At 68.2% G+C, this 21,547-nt stretch carries 20 protein-coding genes and 1 tRNA gene; 18 read left to right on the plus strand and 3 right to left on the minus strand.

Features of this window, described 5'->3' with window-relative positions; all coding sequences use genetic code 11:
- Positions 1-28 precede the first annotated feature (28 nt).
- Genes FOF45_RS13355 through FOF45_RS13365 form a run of 3 tightly spaced genes read left to right on the plus strand, consistent with a single transcriptional unit; the run spans position 29 to position 3,392 of the window.
- Entirely contained in the window at positions 29-1,903 is a 1,875-nt protein-coding gene (locus tag FOF45_RS13355; RefSeq protein WP_233264144.1) for a type IV pilus assembly protein FimV, read from the plus strand.
- A 38-nt stretch (positions 1,904-1,941) separates the two neighbouring features.
- On the plus strand, positions 1,942-2,751 hold the full coding sequence (truA, locus tag FOF45_RS13360; protein WP_158987509.1) for a tRNA pseudouridine(38-40) synthase TruA: 810 nt from the start codon (positions 1,942-1,944) through the stop codon (positions 2,749-2,751).
- Positions 2,748-3,392 (plus strand): phosphoribosylanthranilate isomerase, encoded by a 645-nt coding sequence (locus FOF45_RS13365; RefSeq protein WP_158985647.1) that lies wholly within the window; start codon positions 2,748-2,750, stop codon positions 3,390-3,392. Before truA ends, FOF45_RS13365 begins: the two co-directional genes overlap by 4 nt.
- A gap of 190 nt (positions 3,393-3,582) precedes the next feature.
- Here the strand turns inward: FOF45_RS13365 and FOF45_RS13370 are convergent, their stop codons facing one another.
- Positions 3,583-4,464, minus strand: a complete 882-nt coding sequence (locus FOF45_RS13370; protein ID WP_158985649.1) for a LysR family transcriptional regulator — start codon at positions 4,462-4,464, stop codon at positions 3,583-3,585.
- Between the two features lie 77 nt (positions 4,465-4,541).
- Between FOF45_RS13370 and trpB the strand changes: the two genes are divergently transcribed.
- The 4 genes from trpB to glmM all read left to right on the plus strand — a co-directional run bounded on the left by trpB (position 4,542) and on the right by glmM (position 9,127).
- Positions 4,542-5,750, plus strand: coding sequence for a tryptophan synthase subunit beta (trpB, locus tag FOF45_RS13375; protein ID WP_158985651.1), 1,209 nt, complete (start codon positions 4,542-4,544; stop codon positions 5,748-5,750).
- A 127-nt stretch (positions 5,751-5,877) separates the two neighbouring features.
- Positions 5,878-6,678 carry a tryptophan synthase subunit alpha gene (gene trpA, locus FOF45_RS13380; protein WP_199244487.1) on the plus strand — a complete coding sequence of 267 codons (801 nt, stop codon included), beginning with the start codon at positions 5,878-5,880 and terminating at the stop codon, positions 6,676-6,678.
- Between the two features lie 90 nt (positions 6,679-6,768).
- Positions 6,769-7,659 carry an acetyl-CoA carboxylase, carboxyltransferase subunit beta gene (accD, locus tag FOF45_RS13385; RefSeq protein ID WP_158985653.1) on the plus strand — a complete coding sequence of 297 codons (891 nt, stop codon included), beginning with the start codon at positions 6,769-6,771 and terminating at the stop codon, positions 7,657-7,659.
- A 127-nt stretch (positions 7,660-7,786) separates the two neighbouring features.
- Complete coding sequence (glmM, locus tag FOF45_RS13390) at positions 7,787-9,127, plus strand: phosphoglucosamine mutase (RefSeq protein WP_158985655.1); 1,341 nt, start codon at positions 7,787-7,789, stop codon at positions 9,125-9,127.
- Positions 9,128-9,173: 46 nt separating this feature from the next.
- Here glmM and FOF45_RS13395 read toward each other — a convergent pair whose 3' ends face one another.
- The gene (locus FOF45_RS13395; RefSeq protein ID WP_158985657.1) at positions 9,174-11,027 is read right to left on the minus strand and encodes a DUF3413 domain-containing protein; all 1,854 of its coding nucleotides are present in this window, start codon (positions 11,025-11,027) and stop codon (positions 9,174-9,176) included.
- A gap of 158 nt (positions 11,028-11,185) precedes the next feature.
- On the opposite strand from FOF45_RS13395, the gene FOF45_RS13400 reads away from it, so the two are divergent.
- Positions 11,186-12,139: an isopenicillin N synthase family dioxygenase gene (locus FOF45_RS13400; protein WP_158985659.1), complete on the plus strand. Its 954-nt coding sequence runs from the start codon at positions 11,186-11,188 to the stop codon at positions 12,137-12,139.
- A 4-nt stretch (positions 12,140-12,143) separates the two neighbouring features.
- On the opposite strand, the gene FOF45_RS13405 is transcribed toward FOF45_RS13400, so the two are convergent.
- Positions 12,144-12,683, minus strand: a complete 540-nt coding sequence (locus FOF45_RS13405; protein WP_158985660.1) for a DNA-deoxyinosine glycosylase — start codon at positions 12,681-12,683, stop codon at positions 12,144-12,146.
- Between the two features lie 104 nt (positions 12,684-12,787).
- On the opposite strand from FOF45_RS13405, the gene tpiA reads away from it, so the two are divergent.
- The 10 genes from tpiA to nuoG all read left to right on the plus strand — a co-directional run bounded on the left by tpiA (position 12,788) and on the right by nuoG (position 21,545).
- On the plus strand, positions 12,788-13,540 hold the full coding sequence (gene tpiA / locus FOF45_RS13410; protein ID WP_158985662.1) for a triose-phosphate isomerase: 753 nt from the start codon (positions 12,788-12,790) through the stop codon (positions 13,538-13,540).
- A 57-nt stretch (positions 13,541-13,597) separates the two neighbouring features.
- A complete protein-coding gene (gene secG, locus FOF45_RS13415) occupies positions 13,598-14,065 on the plus strand; it encodes a preprotein translocase subunit SecG (protein WP_158985664.1) in 468 nt (155 codons plus the stop codon).
- Positions 14,066-14,190: 125 nt separating this feature from the next.
- Positions 14,191-14,275, plus strand: a tRNA-Leu gene (locus FOF45_RS13420).
- A 155-nt stretch (positions 14,276-14,430) separates the two neighbouring features.
- On the plus strand, positions 14,431-14,787 hold the full coding sequence (locus FOF45_RS13425) for an NADH-quinone oxidoreductase subunit A (RefSeq protein ID WP_158987513.1): 357 nt from the start codon (positions 14,431-14,433) through the stop codon (positions 14,785-14,787).
- Positions 14,778-15,350, plus strand: a complete 573-nt coding sequence (locus FOF45_RS13430) for a NuoB/complex I 20 kDa subunit family protein (protein ID WP_158985666.1) — start codon at positions 14,778-14,780, stop codon at positions 15,348-15,350. The genes FOF45_RS13425 and FOF45_RS13430 overlap by 10 nt, the downstream gene beginning before the upstream one ends.
- Position 15,351: 1 nt before the next feature.
- Positions 15,352-16,080, plus strand: a complete 729-nt coding sequence (locus FOF45_RS13435; RefSeq protein WP_158985668.1) for an NADH-quinone oxidoreductase subunit C — start codon at positions 15,352-15,354, stop codon at positions 16,078-16,080.
- Complete coding sequence (locus tag FOF45_RS13440; protein WP_158985670.1) at positions 16,077-17,381, plus strand: NADH-quinone oxidoreductase subunit D; 1,305 nt, start codon at positions 16,077-16,079, stop codon at positions 17,379-17,381. Before FOF45_RS13435 ends, FOF45_RS13440 begins: the two co-directional genes overlap by 4 nt.
- A 30-nt stretch (positions 17,382-17,411) precedes the next feature.
- Positions 17,412-17,939, plus strand: coding sequence for an NADH-quinone oxidoreductase subunit NuoE (gene nuoE, locus FOF45_RS13445; protein ID WP_158985672.1), 528 nt, complete (start codon positions 17,412-17,414; stop codon positions 17,937-17,939).
- 13 nt (positions 17,940-17,952) lie between these two features.
- Positions 17,953-19,320 carry an NADH-quinone oxidoreductase subunit NuoF gene (nuoF, locus tag FOF45_RS13450; protein ID WP_158985674.1) on the plus strand — a complete coding sequence of 456 codons (1,368 nt, stop codon included), beginning with the start codon at positions 17,953-17,955 and terminating at the stop codon, positions 19,318-19,320.
- On the plus strand, positions 19,317-21,545 hold the full coding sequence (gene nuoG, locus FOF45_RS13455) for an NADH-quinone oxidoreductase subunit NuoG (protein WP_158985676.1): 2,229 nt from the start codon (positions 19,317-19,319) through the stop codon (positions 21,543-21,545). Before nuoF ends, nuoG begins: the two co-directional genes overlap by 4 nt.
- The last annotated feature ends 2 nt before the right edge of the window (positions 21,546-21,547 follow it).

The raw sequence follows: 21,547 nt of genomic DNA on the forward strand, positions 1-21,547 counted from the left end.
GCGCCGGGGGACGGGCACGGGATCCGAAGTGAAACAACAGGTTGTCAAACAAAGCTCGGCCAGACGCTACGCGCGCACCGCGCTGGGGCTGGCTCTGGCCTTGGCCAGCGGCGCGGCTTCGGCGCTGGGCCTGGGGCAGATCGAGGTCAAGTCCCGGCTCGGCCAGCCGTTCCTGGCCGAGATCCCGATTATTTCCAGCGATCCGAGCGAACTGGAGAACATCCAGGCCGAGCTCGCCTCGCCCCTCGTCTTCGCCCGCATCGGCCTGCAACCGCCGATGGGCCTGGTCGCGCAGTTGCAGTTCACCTCGGCGCTGGACTCCGCCGGCCGACCGGTCATCCGCGTCACCACCGAGCAGCCCGTCACCGAACCGTTGCTGACCTTCCTGGTCTCGGTCGACTGGGGCCAGGGCCGGCTGGTGCGCGAATACGCCGCGCTGGTCGATGCGCCGCGCACGGTGTCCGCGCCGCTGCAGCCGCAGATCGACGAGACCGTCGTTTCCGCACCGAACACCATCGAGCGGCCGGTCGAAGCCGCGCCGCCCGCCACCGAGCCGCCGCCGGAAGTCGCGAGCGAGGAAACCACGGCCGAAGAAGGCACCGGCACGGAAATCGCGCCGACGCCCGAACCACAGCCGCAGACCCAGGTCGCGGTGGCGACGCCGCCGCGCGCGCCGGTGCCCGACGTGGCCCGCGAGCTGTCCGGCGACTACGAAGTGCGCCGCGGCGACACGCTGTCGCAGATCGCCGGCCGCATGGAAGGCGAGGGCTTCACCCTCGACCAGGCCATGATCGCGCTGTTGCGCGCCAACCCCGATGCGTTCATCGGCGGCAACATCAACCGCCTCAAGGCCGGCGCGGTGCTCGCGCTGCCGCCGGGCGACGAACTGGCCAGCGTCGATGCCAGCCAGGCACGCCGTCTGGTGGCGAGCCAGGTCCAGCAATGGCGCGATGCGCGCCGCGCGGTGCCGCAACCTGCGCTGGAAGGCGACATCGTCGCCTCCGCCGCAGCGGCGACGTCGGCGGGTGCGACACCAGCGAGCAGTGGTGCAACGGCGTCGGCAGCGGGCGGCACGACCGCGGATGCGCGTCTGGAAATCGTCCCGCCCGGCGCGAGCCGCGCCACCCAGGCGGGAACGCAGTCCGGCATCGAGGCCGGTGGTGAGGGCGAGATGCTTCGACAGGAACTGCAGCAGAACCAGGAAACCATCGCGGCCCGCGAGGCCGAGGTGAAGGAACTCAAGAGCCGCGTCGCCGAGCTCGAACAACTGCAGCAGAAGCAGCAGCAGTTGATGGCGATGAAGGACAGCGAACTGGCCGCCGCGCAGCAGCGCCTGGCCAAGAGCAACAACGAAGCCGCGCCGTCCGGCGGCTCGGCCCTGCCGTGGGCCATCGGCGGCGGCGCGCTGCTGCTGGTGCTGGTCGGTGGCTGGCTGTGGCGTCGTCGTCCTTCGAAGCCGGTGTTCCGCGCGCCGTCCGCCGCTGCGCCGTCGATCGCCGATGCGTTCGCCGAACCCTTGGCCGACGAGCCGGAAGCGGTCGAGGCCGCGATCGTCGAAGCGCAGGCGGAAGAAGCGCGCGTGGAGGAAACGCCGCGCGCTGCTGTCGTCGAATCCGATGAGCCGCCGTTCGAACTCACCCCGCAGCCGACCCGCGCGCGTCCCGCGCCGACACCGTCCGCACCGATCGCGCCGGCCTGGCACGTCGCCTCCAATGGCGGACGCCGTGGCCACGTCGAACCGACTCTGGCGACGCAGCCGGGGCAGGAGCGCCTGGAACTCGCGCGCGCCTACCTCGACCTGGGCGACACCGAAAGTGCGCGCCAGCTGCTCAGCGAAGTCGTGATCAACGGCGATCTGGCCGCGCGCCAGCAAGCGTCGCGGATGCTGCAAGAGCTGGATTGACCGTGGCGCAGGACACGTCCGGCGTCGACACCAACACGCTGGACGCACCGCCGGCGCGGCGTTTCGCGCTCGGCGTGGAGTACGACGGCAGCGGTTTCTGCGGTTGGCAGCGCCTGAGCAAGCACGGCGAACCCGAACGCGAAGGCGAGGAAACCCTGCAGGCGGCGCTGGAGAACGCGATCTCCTTCGTCGCCGGGCATCCGGTGGAGACCATCTGCGCCGGCCGCACCGACGCCGGCGTGCACGCGGCCTGCCAGGTCGTGCATTTCGACAGCCATGCGCAGCGCGATCCGCGCAGCTGGATGCTCGGCGTGACCAGCCGCCTGCCGCCGCAGATCGCGGTGCGCTGGGCGCAGGCGGTGCCGGACGATTTCCATGCGCGCTTCTCGGCGCGTGCGCGCCGCTATCGCTACCGCATCCTCAATCGCCCGATACGTGCCGCGCTGCAGCGCCAGTACCTGAGCTGGGAACGCCGTGCGCTCGACGCCGACGCGATGCATCGCGCCGCGCAGGCACTGCTCGGCGAGAACGACTTCTCCGCGTTCCGCACCGTGCACTGCCAGTCGCCGCACGCGTTCCGCGAGTTGCAGCAGATCCTCGTCACCCGCAGTGGCGACGTGGTCGAAGTGGAAGTGCAGGCCAACGCGTTCCTGCACCACATGGTGCGCAACATCGTCGGCAGCCTGCTGATGGTCGGCAGCGGCGAGAAGCCGGAGGGCTGGATCGCGGAACTGCTCGCCGGTCGCGACCGCACCGTCGCCGGTCCGACCGCACCGCCGACCGGATTGCTGTTCCTCGGCCCGCGCTATCCGGCGCAGTGGGGCCTGCCCGCAGAGGTGACGTTGTGAACGCACCGCTGCGCACGCGCATCAAGTTCTGCGGCATGACCCGCGCGCAGGACGTCGCGCTCGCCTGCGAGCTGGGCGTCGACGCGGTGGGTTTCGTGTTCGCCGCGCGTAGCCCGCGCCGGCTCGGGGTCGATCAGGCCGCGGCGCTGCGTACGCACACAATGCTGTTCGTCGATGTCGTCGCGCTGGTGATGGACAGCCCGGCCGAGCTCGTGCGCGAGGTGATCGCGCAGGTGCGGCCGACGCTGCTGCAATTCCACGGCGATGAGGATGCGGCGTTCTGCCGCAGCTTCGGCCTGCCGTACCTCAAGGTCATCGCGATGGGCGAGGGCGGCGATGCGGCGACGCAGGCGAAGGACCATGCGGACGCATCGGCATTCCTGCTCGACAGCCACGCGCGCGGAGCCGGTGGCGGCACCGGCAGGCCCTTCGACTGGACACGCATTCCGCGCGATCTCGGCAAGCCGTTCCTGCTCGCTGGCGGCCTCGGCCCGGACAATGTGTTCGACGCCATCCGCGATGTGCACCCGTGGGGTGTGGATGTGTCCAGCGGCATCGAGTCCGCACCGGGTGAGAAGGACGCAGCGAAGATGCGTCGCTTCGTCGAGGAAGTGCGGCGCGCGGATTCGCTGCGCGGTTGATTCGTTGGCTGATCGTTCCTGTGCAGGCGGGAGTCCAGCGTTTCTCGGCCTTTTTGCTGTCATTCCCGCGAAGGCGGGAATCCAACCAACAGACGCCATTCCGCTCTATGCAACGCTTGATGCCCTGATGCGTGGATTCCCGCCTTCGCGGGAATGACAGCACCTTCCATGTCGGCATGCGCTTCACACATTAGGCCAGCTCACCGCGCAGCCATTCCGCCAATCGCGCCACGCGCGGATCCGTACTGCGCCTGGGCGCGACCAAAGCCCAGCGGCCGTCGGTGTCGACGAATCCCCACGGTGCGATCAGGCGCCCGGCGCGCATGTCCTCCGCGACCAGCGGTTCCGGTGCGATCGCCACGCCCAGCCCCGCTTCGGCGGCTTCGAGCAGGTAGTACAGATGCGCGAAGCCGGTTCCCAGCTGTAGTGCCGACGGATCGAGTCCGTTGCGCCGCGCCCAGTCGCTCCACGCTTGCGGGCGTGAGGCGGTATGCAGCAACGGCAACGCCAGCAGCGCGTCGGGCGAGGCGTCGCGGAGGCGATCGACACCGGCGAAGCGCGGGCCGACCACCGGTCCGATGCGCTCGATCGCCAGTTCGTGCACCTGCCACTCCGCGGGCCACGGTGGTTCGGCGATGAGCAGGGCCGCGTCCATGCCGGCGAGGCGTGCGTCCGGAACGGTCTCGCTGGGCGACAGATGCAGGGTGAGGTCGGGCATATCACGGGCGAGCCGGTCCAGGCGCGGGATCATCCAGCGCGCCAGCAGGCTGCCCGGACAACCAAGCACAAGCGGCGCGTGCGGGCGGCGGCGCAGTTCGGTCCAGGCCTGGCGTAGCGGGGCGAACGCGACCTCGGCAGCTTCGTGCAGGCGATGGCCGGCGGGGGTCAGTGCCAACCCGCGGCCTTCGCGCACGAACAAGGGCGTGCCCAGCGCCTCTTCCAGCGCCTTGAGATGCCGGCTGACCGCACCGTGGGTGACGTGCAGCTCCTCGGCAGCGCGGCTTACGCTGTCCAGCCGGGCCACGGCCTCGAAGGCGCGCAGGGCGTTGAGCGGGGGCAGGTCGCGGCTCATGGATGTGTGAGTAATCCTGACAGGTCGTGCCGATTTTATGCATGGTCTGTGCGATCTGTCGCCGATAAAGTCACGGCATGGAGATCACCGACTTCCACGCTTGGCCGGACGCCGCCGGTCACTTCGGCCGCTACGGCGGGCGCTTCGTCGCCGAGACCCTCATCGGTCCGCTGGAGGAACTGGCCGCCGCCTACGACGCCGCCCGCGTCGATCCGGCGTTCAACGAGGCGTTCGATCGAGACCTCGCCCATTACGTCGGCCGTCCCAGTCCGATCTACTTCGCGGAGCGGCTCAGCCGCGAGGTCGGCGGCGCGCGCATCCTGCTCAAGCGCGAGGACCTGAACCACACCGGCGCGCACAAGATCAACAACACCATCGGCCAGGCGCTCCTCGCCAGCCGCATGGGCAAGACCCGGATCATCGCCGAGACCGGCGCCGGCCAGCACGGCGTCGCCAGCGCCACGGTCGCGGCGCGGCTCGGACTGGAATGCGTGGTCTACATGGGCGCGACCGACATCGAGCGCCAGAAGATCAACGTCTACCGGATGAAGCTGCTCGGTGCGACGGTAGTGCCGGTGACCAGTGGTTCGGCGACGCTGAAGGATGCGCTCAACGAAGCGATGCGCGACTGGGTGACGAACGTGCGCGACACGTTCTACATCATCGGCACGGTCGCCGGCCCCGATCCGTACCCGCGCATGGTGCGCGACTTCAATGCCGTGGTCGGCCGCGAAGCGCGCGCACAGATGCTGGCCGAGTACGGGCGGCTTCCCGACGCGGTGACTGCGTGCGTGGGCGGCGGCAGCAACGCGATCGGCATCTTCCATGCCTTCCTCAACGATCCGTCGGTGCGCCTGGTCGGCGCCGAAGCGGCGGGCGAGGGCATCGCCACCGGCCACCATGCGGCGTCGCTCGCGGCCGGTCGTCCCGGCGTGCTGCACGGCAATCGCACCTATGTGCTGTGCGACGACGACGGGCAGATCATCGAAACCCATTCGGTCTCGGCCGGCCTGGACTATCCGGGCGTCGGGCCGGAGCACGCGTTCCTCAAGGATGCTGGCCGCGCGCAGTACGTCGGCGTCAGCGACGACGAAGCGCTTGCCGCGTTCCACCAGCTGTCGCGCACCGAAGGCATCCTGCCCGCGCTCGAATCCAGCCATGCGATCGCGCAGGCGATCAAGCTCGCGCGCGAACTCCCGCCCGATGCGATCGTGCTGTGCAACCTGTCCGGTCGCGGCGACAAGGACGTGCACACCATCGCCGCGCGCGAAGGGATTTCGCTCTGACCCAGAACCCATCGACGTCAGCGCCCTGCAAGGGGAAGGTCGGGGAGGCGGCGGGCCCCTCCCTCCTCCATCCCGCCGGCTTCCGGGCCTTCCCCTTGCAGGGCGCGACGAACCACGGCGGATTGCCATGAACCGGATCGACCGACGCTTCAACCAACTGCGCGAGGCCCGCCGCAAGGCGCTGGTACCGTTCATCACCGCGGGCGATCCCTCGCTGGAGGCGACCGTACCGGTGATGCACGCGCTGGTCGAAGCCGGTGCGGACGTGATCGAGCTGGGCGTGCCGTTCTCCGATCCGATGGCCGACGGTCCGACCATCCAGCGCAGTTCCGAACGTGCACTCGCGCGCGGCGCCGGACTGGCGTTCGTGTTCGACAGCGTGCGCCGTTTCCGCGAATGCGACGCCGATACGCCGGTCGTGCTGATGGGCTACCTCAATCCGGTGGAGATCCGCGGCGCGGAGCGCTTCGCGCGCGAAGCCGTGCACGCGGGCGTCGACGGCGTGCTGCTGGTCGACCTGCCGCCGGAGGAATCGTCCGAGGTCCGCGCCGCGTTCCAATCGCACGGACTCGCGCTGATCCTGCTCGCGTCGCCGACCACCACCGACGCGCGCCTGCGCCTGCTCTCCGACGATGCGCAGGGCTACCTCTACTACGTCAGTTTCGCCGGCGTGACAGGCGCGGACCGTCTCGACACCGGCGCCGCATCCACGCACCTGCAGGCCATTCGCCGGCAGAGCCGGGTGCCGGTGGTCGCTGGCTTCGGCATCAAGGACGCGGCCAGTGCCGCGGCGATGGCGCGCGAGGCGGACGGCGTCGTGGTCGGCAGTGCGCTCGTGGCCGAACTGGCCGATGCGGCCGATCCTTCCGTGCAGGCCCGTACGTTCCTGGCACCGTTGCGCGCCGCCCTGGACGCCACCACGGGCTGAGCGGCCTTCGCAGGTCTCTGCGCTAAACTGGCCCGCTCGGCCGGACCCCACTCCGGCTTTCACCAAGCCTGAACGGGGAATACCCAACGCATGTCCTGGCTCAAGAAACTCATGCCCTCGGGCATCCGCACCGAAACCGGCGCGTCCAAGCGCCGCAGCGTGCCCGAAGGTTTGTGGGAAAAGTGCGACCGCTGCGGCGCGGTGCTCTACCGCCCCGAACTCGAGGAGAACCTCGAGGTCTGCCCGAAGTGCAGCTTCCACATGCCGATCCGCGCGCGCGTTCGGCTGACGGCGTTGTTCGATGCGGACAGCACGCGCGAGATCGCCGGCGAGCTGGGCCCGACCGACGTGCTCAAGTTCCGTGACCAGAAGAAGTACTCCGATCGCATCAAGGCCGCGCAGAAGTCGACCGGCGAGCGCGACGCGCTGGTCGCGATGGAAGGCACGCTCAAGCAGCGTCCACTGGTCGCCGCCGCGTTCGACTTCCCCTTCATGGGCGGCTCGATGGGTTCGGTCGTCGGCGAGCGCTTCACCCGCGCTGCCGAGCGCGCGGTCGAGCTGGGCTGCCCGATGGTGTGCTTCACCGCGACCGGTGGCGCGCGCATGCAGGAAAGCCTGTTCTCGCTGATGCAGATGGCCAAGACGTCCGCCGCTCTCGCGCGCATGCGTGCGAAGGGCCTGCCGTTCGTCTCGGTGATGACGCATCCGACCACCGGCGGCGTGTCCGCTTCGTTCGCGATGCTGGGCGACCTCAACCTGGCCGAACCGGAAGCGCTGATCGGCTTCGCCGGCCCGCGCGTTATCGAGCAGACCGTGCGCGAGACGTTGCCGGAAGGTTTCCAGCGTTCGGAATTCCTGCTCGAGCACGGCGCACTCGACCAGATCTGCGATCGCCGCGAACTGCGCGACCGCCTCGCCACGCTGATGGCGTTGATGATGAAGCAGCCCGCGCCCAGCGACGAGCCCGAGGCCGCGGCGTGACCCATCGGCGCTCGTGCCTGCGCCGGGACAGGTGCAGGGGCAGGGCGCCGATGCACGTCTCTTTCCAGATCGTCCCTTTCCATATCGACTCCGTTCCCGCGCCGCGGGAACGCGAGGGAGCAAGCCGATGAGCCGCAAGTATTTCGGAACCGATGGCATCCGTGGGCGCGTGGGCGAAGGTCCGATCTCGGCCGACTTCGTCCTACGCCTGGGTAATGCCTACGGCCACGCGCTGCCGCGCCGCGACTGGCGAAATCCGGTGGTGATCATCGGCAAGGACACGCGCATCTCGAACTACATGTTCGAGGCCGCGCTCGAAGCCGGTCTCGTCGCCGCGGGCGTGGACGTGCAGTTGATGGGCCCGATGCCGACGCCGGCCGTGTCGCACCTCACGCACTCCATGCGCGCCGACGGTGGCATCGTCATCTCGGCCTCGCACAACCCGCATCACGACAACGGCATCAAGTTCTTCTCGGCCGAAGGCGAGAAGCTGGACGACGCGACCGAGCTGGCGATCGAGGCGGCGCTGGAACAGCCGTTCCGCACCGTGCCGTCCGAGCAGCTGGGCAAGGCCGTGCGCACGCGCGACGCGCTGGGCCGCTACATCGAGCACTGCAAGTCGTCGGTGCCCAAGGGCTTCGACCTCGGCGGACTGCGCATCGCGATGGACTGCGCCAATGGCGCGACCTATCAGCTCGGTCCGCTGGTGTTGCGCGAGCTGGGCGCGCGCGTCGACGCCATCGGCATCGATCCCAACGGCATCAACATCAACGACGGCGTGGGCTCGACCCATCCCGAGACGCTGGCCGCGCACGTCCGCGCGACCGACGCCGATGTCGGCATCGCCTTCGACGGCGACGGCGACCGCGTGCTGTTCGTCGACAGCGACGGCGTGGTCTGCGACGGCGACGACCTGCTGTACGTGCTTGCCAGCGACTGGCAGGCCAGCGGCCGCCTGAGGGGCCCCGTGGTCGGCACGCTGATGACCAACTACGCGCTGGAACGCGCCTTCGCCGAACGCGGCATCGGTTTCATCCGCGCCAAGGTCGGCGACCGTTACGTGCACCAGCAGCTGATCGCCAACGACGGCGTGCTCGGCGGCGAAGCGTCCGGCCATCTGCTGTGCCTGGACCGCGCCAACACCGGCGATGCCATCGTCAGTGCGCTGCAGGTGCTGGAAGTGCTCAAGCGTCGCGGCATCTCGCTGCGGCAGGCGCTGGACGGCTTCAGCAAGGTGCCGCAGAAGACCGTCAACGTGCGTTTCCAGGGCGATTCGCGCCCGGTCGAGGCCGCGTCGGTGCAGGCCGCACTTGCGGATGCGCAGGCGGCAGTGGCCGGTCGCGGTCGTGCGTTCCTGCGTCCATCGGGCACCGAGCCGGTGGTGCGCGTCACGGTCGAAGCCGACGACGCCGGCCTGATGCAGTCCACGCTCGATCGTCTCGCCGCAGCGGTCCGCGAAGCGGTGTGAGGCATTCCGCCCTCCCGCAACGGGAGGGCGTTCCATATCGCAAGACTCAGCGCTTCTGAAATCGCGTGAGCTGCTCCCACGAACTGCTCACTGCGTGCGGCGAAACTTCGGCGTCGTGGAGCGCACGGTATTGGCGATCGACCACCGTGGCCGATCCGAAGTTGTCGAACAGGTAGATGCGCTCGCCGTCGCGGATGCCGCGCTGCGACCAGCTTTCCACCAGCAACGGGCGTGTCGCCGGGATATTCCCGAACAGGTCCACGCCGGTCGAATAATCCGCGGTGTCGTTGCGGCAGTTCAGCGCATGGCGCATCACGGTCGGGACGAAGTCCTCGTGCGAGGTCGGCGCGGTCGTCACGCCCGGCGCGCGGCCCGGCCAGTGCAGCACGAACGGCGTGCGCAGCTGCCAGTCGGAGAAGTTGCCGTTGTGGCCCCAGTAGTTCTGGCGCAGCTCGTTGAACTCCTCGCCGTGGTCACCGGTGATGAGCACGACCGTGTTGTCGGCGATCGCGCTGTGCTTCAGTGCATCGAGCAGCTGGCCGATCATCTGGTCGCTGTAATGCACGGCCGCGCGGTAGCGGTTGAACTCCGGCGTCGGGTCGTGCTCAGGCCCGAGCTTGAGGAAGTTAACTTCCTGCGCCATCGGCTGGAACGGCGACTGGAAGCCTTCCGGCAGGTGGTACGGCGCGTGCGGCGCATCGAGGAACACGAAGCCGAAGAAGCGTTCGTTCGCCGAATGGTTGCGGATGTCCGCCTGCAGGCGATCGACCACGTAGCGGTCGCGTTCCGCGCGACCCAGTTCCGACGGCGCGTTGACGATGCGATCGCGCACCTGCGCGAACACCGTGCGGTCGAATTCCGGGCTGTACAGCGGGGCGCTGCCGTAGATGTGCATGCGGTAGCCATCGCGCTGCATCAGGTCGATCATCGCCGAGCCGCGCTGCTGCGCGAGCATCGCCTGCCAGTAGCCGCCGGGCAGGCCGTACATCAGGCCGAACAGGCCGAAGCGCGTGGCGTTGCCGGTGCTGACGTGGTTATCGAAGCGCTGCGCGTCCTGCGCATAGCGCGCGGTGTTGGGCATCACTTCGGGAACGAGCATGTCGTGGCGCAGCGATTCGACCATCACCACCAGCACGTTCAGCGCCGGGCGCGCATCGCACTGCAACGACTGGCGTGGATAGCCGAGCACGTTGTCGCCGGCATTGGGAAGCGTCGACGCGCTCGCCGTGTGCACACCCAGGCGCGCCAGCGTGTCCTTCATCGTGATCGGCTGCGCCCACGGGATGTAGGCCAATTGCGCGAGCACCGCGCGATCGCCGCGCGCATCCGACACGGCCGTCATCACCTGGCCCAGGGCCAGCCACACCGCCACCGCCCACCAGGCGCGGCGGATGCCGATCAGCCCGGGGCGACGGTCGAGCGCACGCCACCACAGTCGTGCGGCAAACGCCTGCAGCGCGAACAGGGCAACCACCGCGAATGCGATCAGCACCCACATGCCGGCCGAGAACGTGACCTGGTCGCTCAGCGCGCCGCCGAAGATCATGTTGGCGACCATCGCGTTGAGGTGGAACCGGTACAGCTCGAACACCTTCGCATCCGCCAGCAGCAGGCAGATCCACAGCGACTGCAGCGCCACGGCGGTGCCGATCATCCAGCGCGGATTGCGGACCAGACGGCCCACCACCCACGCGGGCAGTGCCACCAGCGCGCCGAAGAAGATGAAATGACCGGGTAGGGCGAGCAGCAGGAACAGCGCCGAGCGCCAGTCCGACGCGGCGCTGGCCAGCGGGATGTTGCTGCAGGTGATCAGCGACCCGAGCAGGGCATTGGCGAGGATGAAGCCGGTCAGCCAGGCGGAGCGGTGTCGCGGCGACGCGGCGGCGGAAGCGGGGTCCATTCGTCGAGCAGGCCAAGCAATGCAAAGGGGGCGACATTATCTCGTAACAATCCCGTGCTGACGCGGCCTGGGGTGGCCAGCCTGAACCGCCGTTTCAGCCGGGCGGGGCGGCGTATCATGTGCGGCCCGCCTTTCCATCCTTTCCGCAGGTCCGTCCCGTGAACCGAATCCCGACCCTCGACATCCGCCGCTTCACCGATCCGGCCGCCCCCGGCGACCGCGAGGCGTTCGTGGCTGAACTCGGGGCGGCCTATCGTGAATGGGGCTTTGCGGGCATCCGCGGCCACGGCATCCCGACCGAACAGATCGACGCCTCCTACGACGTGTTCAAGCGCTTCTTCGCGCTGCCGGACCAGGCCAAGGCCCGCTACCACGTGGCCGGCAGCGGCGGCGCGCGCGGCTACACGCCGTTCGGCGTGGAGACCGCCAAGGACTCCAAGCACTACGACCTGAAGGAGTTCTGGCACGTCGGCCGCGAGATCCCGCGCGACTCGAAGTACGCCGAGGTGATGCCGGCCAACCTGTGGCCGGACGCAGACATCCCGGGCTTCCGCGACCAGGCCTACGGCCTGTACGAATCGCTGGACCAGCTGGGTTCGCGCGTGCTCAGCGCGCTGGCGCTGCACATCGGCCTGCCGGAGAACTACTTCGCCGACAAGACCAATTCGGGCAATTCGATCCTGCGTCCGATCCACTATCCGCCGATCACCGCCGACGACATCCCCAACGTGCGCGCCGGCGCGCATGAAGACATCAACCTGATCACCTTGCTGGTCGGTGCCAGCGCGGAAGGCCTGGAAGTGCTGTCGCGCAAGGGCGAGTGGGTGCCGTTCACCGCCGACGCCGACACCATCGTGGTCAACATCGGCGACATGCTGCAGCGCCTGACCAACCACGTGTACCCGTCGACCACGCACCGCGTGGTCAACCCGCCGGGCGAGAAGGCGCGCCAGCCGCGTTACTCCACGCCGTTCTTCCTGCATCCGAATCCGGACTTCCTGATCGACGTGCTGCCTTCGTGCATCACTCCGGACAACCCGAGCCGCTATCCGGAACCCATCACCGCGCACGGCTACCTGGAAGAGCGCCTGCGCGAGATCAAGCTGAAGTAAGCCTTCAGCGCACGTCGATTCCCGCCGCCTGCAACGCCTCGCGCCAGGCGGCGAGCTTGGCCGCCGGCGGTATCGAAGCGTTGGCCGGGCTGGTCGAAGGCAAGCGCCGCGAAATCGCGCCGAACCCGGCCAGCGACGGCGCGAAGCGCGCATACGCGGCTTCCGCCTTCGCGCCGTTGAACAGCACCGTGCGCACGTCGCGGTGCTGCGCGAAAAACGCGGTGAAATCGTTGGCCTGTGCGGTGTCGTCGCGGATCGCCGAATCCAGGCTGCCTTCGCGCTCGCAACGATCGAGCACGTCCCACAGCGCGATTCCTGCATCGAGGAGTCGCTGCAATCGATCCTCGTAGGGCAGGGTGGGTGCGGCGCCGACCAGTTCGCCCATGATCGGCCAGAAGCGGTTATGCGGGTGCGCGTAGTAGCGCTGCGCCTGCAACGAGGCCGCGCCCGGCATGCTGCCCAGCACGAGTACGCGCGCATCGTGCGCCGCGACGGGCGGGAAGCCTTGCAGGAGCGGCCGGTTTTGCGACGTCGATGCGGTCATCGGATCGGATTCTCGCCGACGTGGAGTAAACTTGCCGCCGCTCGCGGCCCCGGTCGCCGGCATCGCACCCGAACACGTTGCACCGAACACGCTAAGGAGTGGCCATGCGCCGCAGAATCGTTGCCGGAAACTGGAAGCTGCATGGCGATCGCCGCTTCGCCCAGGAGCTGCTCGACGCACTCGTCGCGCGCGACCTGCCGTCGTCGGTCGAATGCCTGATCCTGCCGCCGCTGCCGTACCTCGCGGAGCTGATCTCCCGCTACGGCGACCGCGGCCTGAAGTTCGGCGCGCAGGATGTGAGCAGGAACCAGAAGGGCGCGTACACCGGCGAAGTGTCCGCCGCGATGCTCAAGGACGTCGGTGCGGTCTACGGTCTTGTCGGCCACTCCGAGCGACGCCAGTACCACGGCGAGACCAGCGAGCTGGTCGCGCGAAAGTTCCTCGCGTGCAAGGCGGCCGGACTGGTGCCGATCCTGTGCGTCGGTGAAACCCTGGGCGAGCGTGAGAACGGCCAGACCGAGTTCCGCATCCAGGAACAGTTGGAGCCGGTGTTCGACCTGGGCGGCAAGGACGCGCTGGACGGTGCGATCGTGGCTTACGAGCCGGTCTGGGCCATTGGTACCGGCAAGACCGCCACGCCGGAACAGGCGCAGGAGGTCCACGCATTCATCCGTAGCGAAATCTCTGCGCGCGATGCTAGAATCGCTGGCTCGCTGCCGATCCTGTACGGAGGTAGCGTGAAGGCCGACAATGCCGCCGCGCTGTTCGCGCAGCCGGACGTCGATGGCGGCCTGGTCGGAGGCGCCTCGCTGGTCGCCGACGATTTCCACGCCATCGCGGTTGCGGCGGCGCCCTGACGAAACGCGGACCTGTCCGCCGGACGTCGTTCTCGAGACGAATAGCAGAATCCAACGATGCTGTTGATCCTCAACGTCATCTACGTGCTGATCGCAATCGCGATGATCGCGCTGATCCTGATGCAGCGCGGCGCGGGTGCGCAGGCCGGTTCCGGCTTCGGCGGCGGCGCCTCGGCGACGGTCTTCGGCGCGCGGGGTTCGGCGAACTTCCTGTCCAAGGCCACGAAGTGGCTGGCGATCTCGTTCTTCGTGATCAGCATGGGCATGGCCTGGTACGCGACGCGCAAGGCGGGTGGCGATGCGGCTCCGACGCAGGCTGCCGGCGGCATGATGTCCGAAGCGCCCGCGGTTCCGGCGCAGGGCGGTACTGCCCCGGCCGTGCCGACCGCTCCTGCGGCCACGGTGCCGCAGGCGCCGGCAACGCCCGCTCCGCAGGTCGAAGTACCGGCAGCGCCGGCACAGCAGGCCCCGGCCGCGACGCAGTCGCCTGAGTCGGCAAAGCCCCAGCCCCCTGCGGGCGGCTGAGGCAACGCGGTAACATTTGTTTTCATCGGCCCGGCACGGAAGGCCGGGTACGGTCAGCGATGGCCGGAAGCGACCGCAGCCTGCAATGGCACGGTCGAGTCAGGACGACACAACTTGGTTTGATTGCCCAGGTGGCGGAATTGGTAGACGCACTACCTTGAGGTGGTAGCGACGTAAGTCGTGGGGGTTCGAGTCCCCCCTTGGGCACCACACCGTAACAACTCGAAGACCTGCAACACCTAGCACCACCGACCGAGGTGCGGCACGCACGGCGGGCCGACTCTCGCGCGGGGATGACCCAGGCGGCTACCGCCGAGCCAGATCGCCACAGGGCGACCGAGCTAAACGAAGCGAGAGAACAACGAGTGCTGGCCGAATACCTGCCGACCCTGCTGTTCCTGATCGTCGCCGGAGGTATCGGCGTCGCCCTGCTGGTGGTGGGCAAGGTGCTCGGCCCCCAGCGCCCGACCCTCGAAAAACTCGCACCCTACGAGTGCGGCTTCGAAGCGTTCGAGGACGCGCGCATGCAGTTCGACGTGCGCTATTACCTCATCGCCATCCAGTTCATCATCTTTGACCTGGAAATCATCTTCATCGTGCCCTGGGCTACCGTGTTCCGAGAACTCGGTCCGGTCGGCCTCATCGAAATGGGCATCTTCGCCGGCATGTTGCTGCTCGGCTTCGTCTACGTCTGGAAGAAGGGAGCACTCGAATGGGAGTGATCCAGAGTGTCTCTGAGTTGATGCACAACCCGCTGCCGGAAGGGCAGCTGGATGACATCCTTCGCCCCGAGGGCGACAACCCGCTGCTGCAGAACGGCTTCGTCACCACCAGCATGGATGCGCTGTGGAACTGGGCGCGTACTGGCTCGATGTGGCCGATGACCTTCGGTCTGGCGTGCTGCGCGGTCGAGATGATGCACGCCGGTGCAGCGCGCCTGGACCTGGACCGCTACGGCGTGGTGTTCCGCCCGTCGCCGCGCCAGTCCGACGTGATGATCGTGGCCGGCACGCTGGTCAACAAGATGGCTCCGGCGCTGCGCAAGGTCTACGACCAGATGCCCGATCCGAAGTGGGTCATCTCGATGGGCAGCTGCGCCAACGGCGGCGGCTACTACCACTATTCGTACTCGGTGGTGCGCGGTTGCGATCGCATCGTGCCGGTCGACGTCTACGTCCCGGGCTGCCCGCCGACCGCCGAAGCACTGGTCTACGGCATCCTGCAGCTGCAGAAGAAGATCCGTCGCGGCACCAATTTCGGCGACAACAAGCAGGGCGTGCGCTGACATGGCAGAGACCGCACAAGCGTTCGCCGATCGCCTGGGCGCGCGTTTCGCCGAGGCGATGGTCGTCGTCGCACAGCCGCGCGGCGAGATCACCGTCGACGTCGCCGCGTCGCAGTGGCTCGCCACCGCGATCGCCCTGCGCGACGAGTTCGGTTTCGAGCAGGCGGTCGACGTCAGCGGCGTCGATTACCTCAGCTACGGCAGCGACGAGTGGGACACCGACGTGTCCTCGGAAGGCTTCTCGCGCGGCGTGGAAGGCAAGAGCGCCGGTCGTTTCGTGTGGGGCGAGCAGCCCAACGGCGCGGCCGCCGCACCGGAGCGCCGCTTCGCCGCGGTCGCGCACCTGCTGTCGTGCCAGCACAACCGTCGCGTGCGCCTGCGCACCTTCGCCGACAACGACGATCTGCCCGTGGTCGATTCGCTGACCTCGGTGTGGCCGGGCTTGAACTGGTTCGAGCGCGAGGCGTTCGACCTGTACGGCATCGTCTTCGAAGGCCATCCGGACCTGCGCCGCATCCTGACCGACTACGGTTTCGTCGGCCATCCGTTCCGAAAGGACTTCCCGCTGATCGGCAACGTCGAAGTGCGCTACGACGCCGACAAGAAGCGCGTGGTGTACCAGCCCGTGTCGATCGAACCGCGCGTGGGCGTGCCGCGCGTGATCCGCGACGACGCCCGTTACGAGACCGCGCAGGGCGAGGCCGCGCAGCGCGCCGAGGTGAAGAAGTGAGCGCCCAGCTTTCCAACGGCAAGTCCAACACGTCGGGCCTCGGCAGCGGCGCCGAGATCCGCAACTACACGCTGAACTTCGGCCCGCAGCACCCGGCCGCGCACGGTGTGCTGCGCCTGATCCTCGAGATGGACGGCGAGGTCGTGCATCGCGCCGACCCGCACGTCGGCCTGCTGCACCGTGGCACCGAGAAGCTGGCCGAGTCCAAGCCGTTCAACCAGTCGATCGGCTACATGGATCGCCTGGACTACGTGTCGATGATGTGCAACGAGCACGCCTACGTGCGCGCGATCGAGACCCTGATGGGCATCGAGGCGCCGGAGCGTGCGCAGTACATCCGCACGATGTTCGACGAGATCACCCGCATCCTGAACCACCTGATGTGGATCGGTTCGAACGCCCTCGACCTTGGCGCGATGGCGGTGTTCCTGTACGCGTTCCGCGAGCGCGAAGAGCTGATGGACTGCTACGAGGCGGTCTCCGGCGCGCGCATGCACGCGACGTACTACCGCCCCGGCGGCGTGTACCGCGATCTTCCCGATCGCATGCCCAAGTACAAGGAATCGCCGTGGCGCAAGGGCGGCAAGCTCAAGCGCTTCAACGAGTGGCGCGAAGGTTCGCTGCTGGACTACCTGGAAGCGTTCACGGACGACTTCCCCAAGCGCGTCGACGAATACGAGACGCTGCTCACCGACAACCGCATCTGGAAGCAGCGCACGGTCGGCATCGGCGTGGTCTCGCCCGAGCAGGCGCTCGCGTGGGGCATGACCGGCGCGATGATCCGCGGCTCCGGCATCGCCTGGGACCTGCGCAAGAACCAGCCGTACGCCAAGTACGCCGAAGTCGACTTCGACATCCCGGTGGGCGTCAACGGCGACTGCTACGACCGCTACCTGGTGCGCGTCGAGGAGATGCGCCAGTCCAACCGCATCATCAAGCAGTGCGTGAAGTGGCTGAAGGCCAATCCGGGCCCGGTCATCGTCGACAACTTCAAGGTCGCGCCGCCCAGCCGCGAGGACATGAAGGACGACATGGAAGCCCTGATCCACCACTTCAAGCTGTTCTCGGAAGGCTATTGCGTGCCGGCCGGCGAGACCTACGCCGCGGTGGAAGCGCCCAAGGGCGAGTTCGGCTGCTACCTGGTCTCGGACGGCGCCAACAAGCCCTTCCGCGTCAAGCTTCGCGCGCCGGGCTTCGCGCATCTTTCGTCGATGGACGCCATCGTCAAGGGCCACATGCTGGCCGACGTGGTGGCCATGATCGGCACCTACGATCTCGTGTTCGGCGAGGTCGACCGCTAAGCGCGGCGACCCGTTGAGGAATCTGCACAAATGAAGGCGACCGGAAATTTCGAGGCCTGTCAGCACGTCGACCCGCTGGTCGCGTTGTCCGACAAGACCCGCGCGCACATCGACCACTGGCTGGCCAAGTTCCCGCCGGACCGCAAGCGTTCGGCGGTGCTGCAGGGCCTGCATGCCGCACAGGAACAGAACGGCGGCTGGCTCAGCGACGAACTGATCGCGGCCGTGGCCAAGTACCTGGGCCTACCGCCGGTGTGGGCCTATGAGGTCGCCAGCTTCTACTCGATGTTCGAGACCGAGCAGGTCGGCCGCAACAACGTCGCCTTCTGCACCAACATCAGCTGCTGGCTCAACGGCGCCGAGGACCTGGTCCGCCACGCCGAGAAGAAGCTCGGTTGCAAGCTGGGCGAGTCGACGTCCGACGGCCGCGTTTTCCTCAAGCGCGAGGAAGAGTGCCTGGCCGCGTGCTGCGGCGCGCCGGTCGTCGTCATCAACGGTCACTACCACGAGAAGCTCGACGCCACGAAGGTGGACGAGCTGCTCGACGGCCTGAAGTAAGGCGGTCCTCCACATGGCGCACGAGCATCACGACTACTCGCAGGGCTACGGCCCGGTCGGTCCGGCCCCGCAGGAGCACAGCGTCGTCTACACGACGTTGCACTACGACACGCCGTGGTCGTACGAGAACTACCTCAAGACGGGTGGTTATGCCGCCCTGCGCAAGATCCTGAGCGAGAAGATGGATCCGGCCGCGATCGTCGACATGGTCAAGGCGTCCGGCCTGCGCGGCCGTGGCGGCGCGGGCTTCCCGACCGGCCTGAAGTGGAGCTTCATGCCCAAGGGCAGCGGCACCCAGAAGTACATCCTGTGCAACTCGGACGAGTCCGAGCCGGGCACGGCCAAGGACCGCGACATCCTGCGCTACAACCCGCACTCGGTGGTCGAAGGCATGGCGATCGCCTGCTACGCCACCGGTTCGACGGTCGCCTACAACTACCTGCGCGGCGAGTTCCACCACGAGCCGTTCGAGCATTTCGAGCAGGCGCTGAAGGAAGCGTACGAGCACGGCTGGCTGGGCAAGAACGTGCTCGGCAGCGGCGTGGACATCGACATCTACGGCGCGCTCGGCGCCGGCGCCTACATCTGCGGTGAGGAAACCGCGCTGATGGAGTCGCTGGAAGGCAAGAAGGGCCAGCCGCGCTACAAGCCGCCGTTCCCGGCCAACTTCGGCCTGTTCGGCAAGCCGACCACGATCAACAACACCGAGACGTACGCCTCGGTGCCGGCGATCATCCGCAACGGCGCGGAGTGGTTCCTCAACCTCGGCAAGCCCAACAACGGCGGCCCGAAGATCTTCTCGGTCTCCGGCCACGTCGCGAAGCCGGGCAACTACGAGATCCGTCTGGGCACTTCGTTCTCGGAACTGCTGCAGATGGCCGGCGGCATGCGCCCGGGCCGCAAGATCAAGGCGGTCATCCCGGGTGGTTCCTCGATGCCGGTGCTGCCGGGCGAGACCATGATGGGCCTCACGATGGATTACGACTCGATCCAGAAGGCCGGTTCGGGCCTGGGTTCGGGCGCGGTCATCGTGATGGACGACACCGCCTGCATGGTGCGCGCCTGCCAGCGCATCGCGCGGTTCTACTTCAAGGAAAGCTGCGGCCAGTGCACGCCGTGCCGCGAAGGCACCGGCTGGATGTACCGCATGCTGACCCGCATCGTCGAGAAGCAGGCCACGCTGGACGACCTGCAGATGCTGCGCGCGGCGGCCGGTCAGATCGAAGGGCACACCATCTGCGCCTTCGGTGAAGCCGCCGCCTGGCCGGTGCAGGGCTTCCTGCGCCATTACTGGGACGAGTTCGAGTACGCGATCGTGAACAAGCGCTTCCTGGTGGACGACCAGCGCAACGGCACCGTCGTCGAGAAGGTGGCTGCATGAGCGCGCAACCCGTCAATCCGAACCTTCCGCCGGATCACGTCACCGTCTTCATCGACGGCGTCGAGATGGCCGCGCCGAAGGGCTCGATGATCATCCAGGCCGCCGACAAGGCGGGCATCGCGATCCCGCGTTTCTGCTATCACGACAAGCTGGCCATCGCGGCGAACTGCCGCATGTGCCTGGTCGAAGTCGAGAAGATGCCGAAGCCGGCGCCGGCGTGCGCCACGCCGGTCATGGACGGCATGCGCGTTTCGACGCGCAGCGACAAGGCGCTGAAGTCGCAGCGCAACGTGATGGAGTTCCTGCTGATCAACCATCCGCTCGACTGCCCGATCTGCGATCAGGGCGGCGAGTGCGAACTGCAGGATCTGTCGCTGGGCTACGGGCGTTCGGTCAGCCGTTTCGCCGAGCGCAAGCGCGTGGTGCCGGACGAGGACATCGGTCCGCTGGTCGCCACCGAGATGACCCGCTGCATCCAGTGCACGCGCTGCATCCGCTTCACCGCGGAAATCGCCGGCACGTACGAACTGGGCGGCATGTACCGTGGCGAGAACCTGCAGATCGGCACGTACGACGGCAAGCCGTTGACGACCGAGCTGTCCGGCAACGTCATCGACGTGTGCCCGGTCGGTGCGCTGACCAACAAGGTGTTCCAGTTCAAGGCGCGTCCGTGGGAACTGATCGCGCGCGAATCGCTGGGCTACCACGACGCGCTGGGCAGCAACCTGTTCCTGCACGTGCGCCGCGGCGAAGTGCTGCGTACCGTGCCGCGCGACAACGAAGCGGTCAACGAATGCTGGCTGTCGGACCGCGACCGCTACTCGCACCAGGGCCTGTACGCGGACGACCGCGCCAGTGCGCCGATGGTCAAGGAAAACGGCGAGTGGCGTGATGCCTCGTGGGAGGAAGCGCTGGCGAAGGCCGCGAAGATCCTGCGCGACAACGGCGCGGACCGCCTCGGCATCCTCGCGCATCCGGCGACCTCGAATGAGGAGGGCGCGCTGCTGGCCCGCCTGGCCGAAGCGCTGGGCACCGGCAACATCGACCACCGCATCGCGCAGCACGACCTGAGCGACGCGGCCACGGCGACCCCGTTCGCCACGCCGGTCGCCGACATCAACCACGCCGACGTCATCGTCATCGTGGGCTCCAACCTGCGCCACGAACTGCCGCTGGTCCACCAGCGCGTGCGCAAGGCCTGGACCCACGGCGCGAAGGTGCACGTGGTCAACCCGGTCGATTTCGACTTCACCTTCGACATCGCCAGCAAGCGCATCGTCGCGCCGTCGCAGATCGCGGCCGCGCTGTCGGATCAGGCGCTGGTCGACATCGCCAAGGCCGGTACCCGCGCCGTGGTGATCGTCGGCGCGCTGGCCGAGAACGGCGCGCATGCCGCCGCGATCCGCAAGGCCGCCGCGGATTTCGCCGTCGCCACCGGCGCTTCGCTCAACCGCATCCCGCAGGGTGCCAACGCTGTCGGCCTGTCCGACTACGGCGTGCTGCCGACCGCGCGCGACGCGCAGGCGATGCTGGCCGACGCGCGTTCGGCCTACATCCTGTACGGCATCGAGCCGGGCCTGGACTTCGCCGACACCGCGACCGCGATCAAGGCGCTGAACCCGGCCCAGGTCGTGGCGTTCAGCACCTTCGCGTGCCGTTCGACCCGCGCCGTCGCTGACGTGATCCTGCCGATCGGTCTGCTGCCGGAAATCGATGCGACCCTGACCAACCTCGACGGCCGCCAGCAGGCGACCGTGGCCGGTGGCAAGCTGCCGGGCGAGGCGCGCGCAGGCTGGCGCGTGCTGCGCGCACTGGGTGGCGAGCTGCAGGCCAAGGGCTTCGACTTCGTCGACCTGCCGGGTCTGCGCGCGGGCATGAAGATGCACGAGGTCCAGGTCGCCGCAGGCAAGGCGCCGAACCTGTCCGGCGACGGTCTCGAAGTGGCCACCAGCGTCGCGATCTATCGCAGCGACGCCGTGGTGCGCCGTGCGGCCGCGCTGCAGTCGCATCCGCTCAACGTCGAGCCCAAGGCCGTGCTGCATCCGCAGGACGCGTCCGCGCTGGGCCTCGCCGACGGCGTGGTGGCCAAGTTCAACACCGCCGCCGGAACCGCGACGTTGCCGGTCGTCGTGAGCGACAAGGTCGCGCGCGGCACCGTGTGGGTCGAGAGCGGCCACGGCGCCACCGCGCCGATGTCGGGCCGCGTGCAGGCGGGGAGGGCATGAGC

It is taken from the genome of Lysobacter panacisoli, from assembly GCF_009765165.1.
Lineage (GTDB): Bacteria > Pseudomonadota > Gammaproteobacteria > Xanthomonadales > Xanthomonadaceae > Lysobacter_J > Lysobacter_J panacisoli.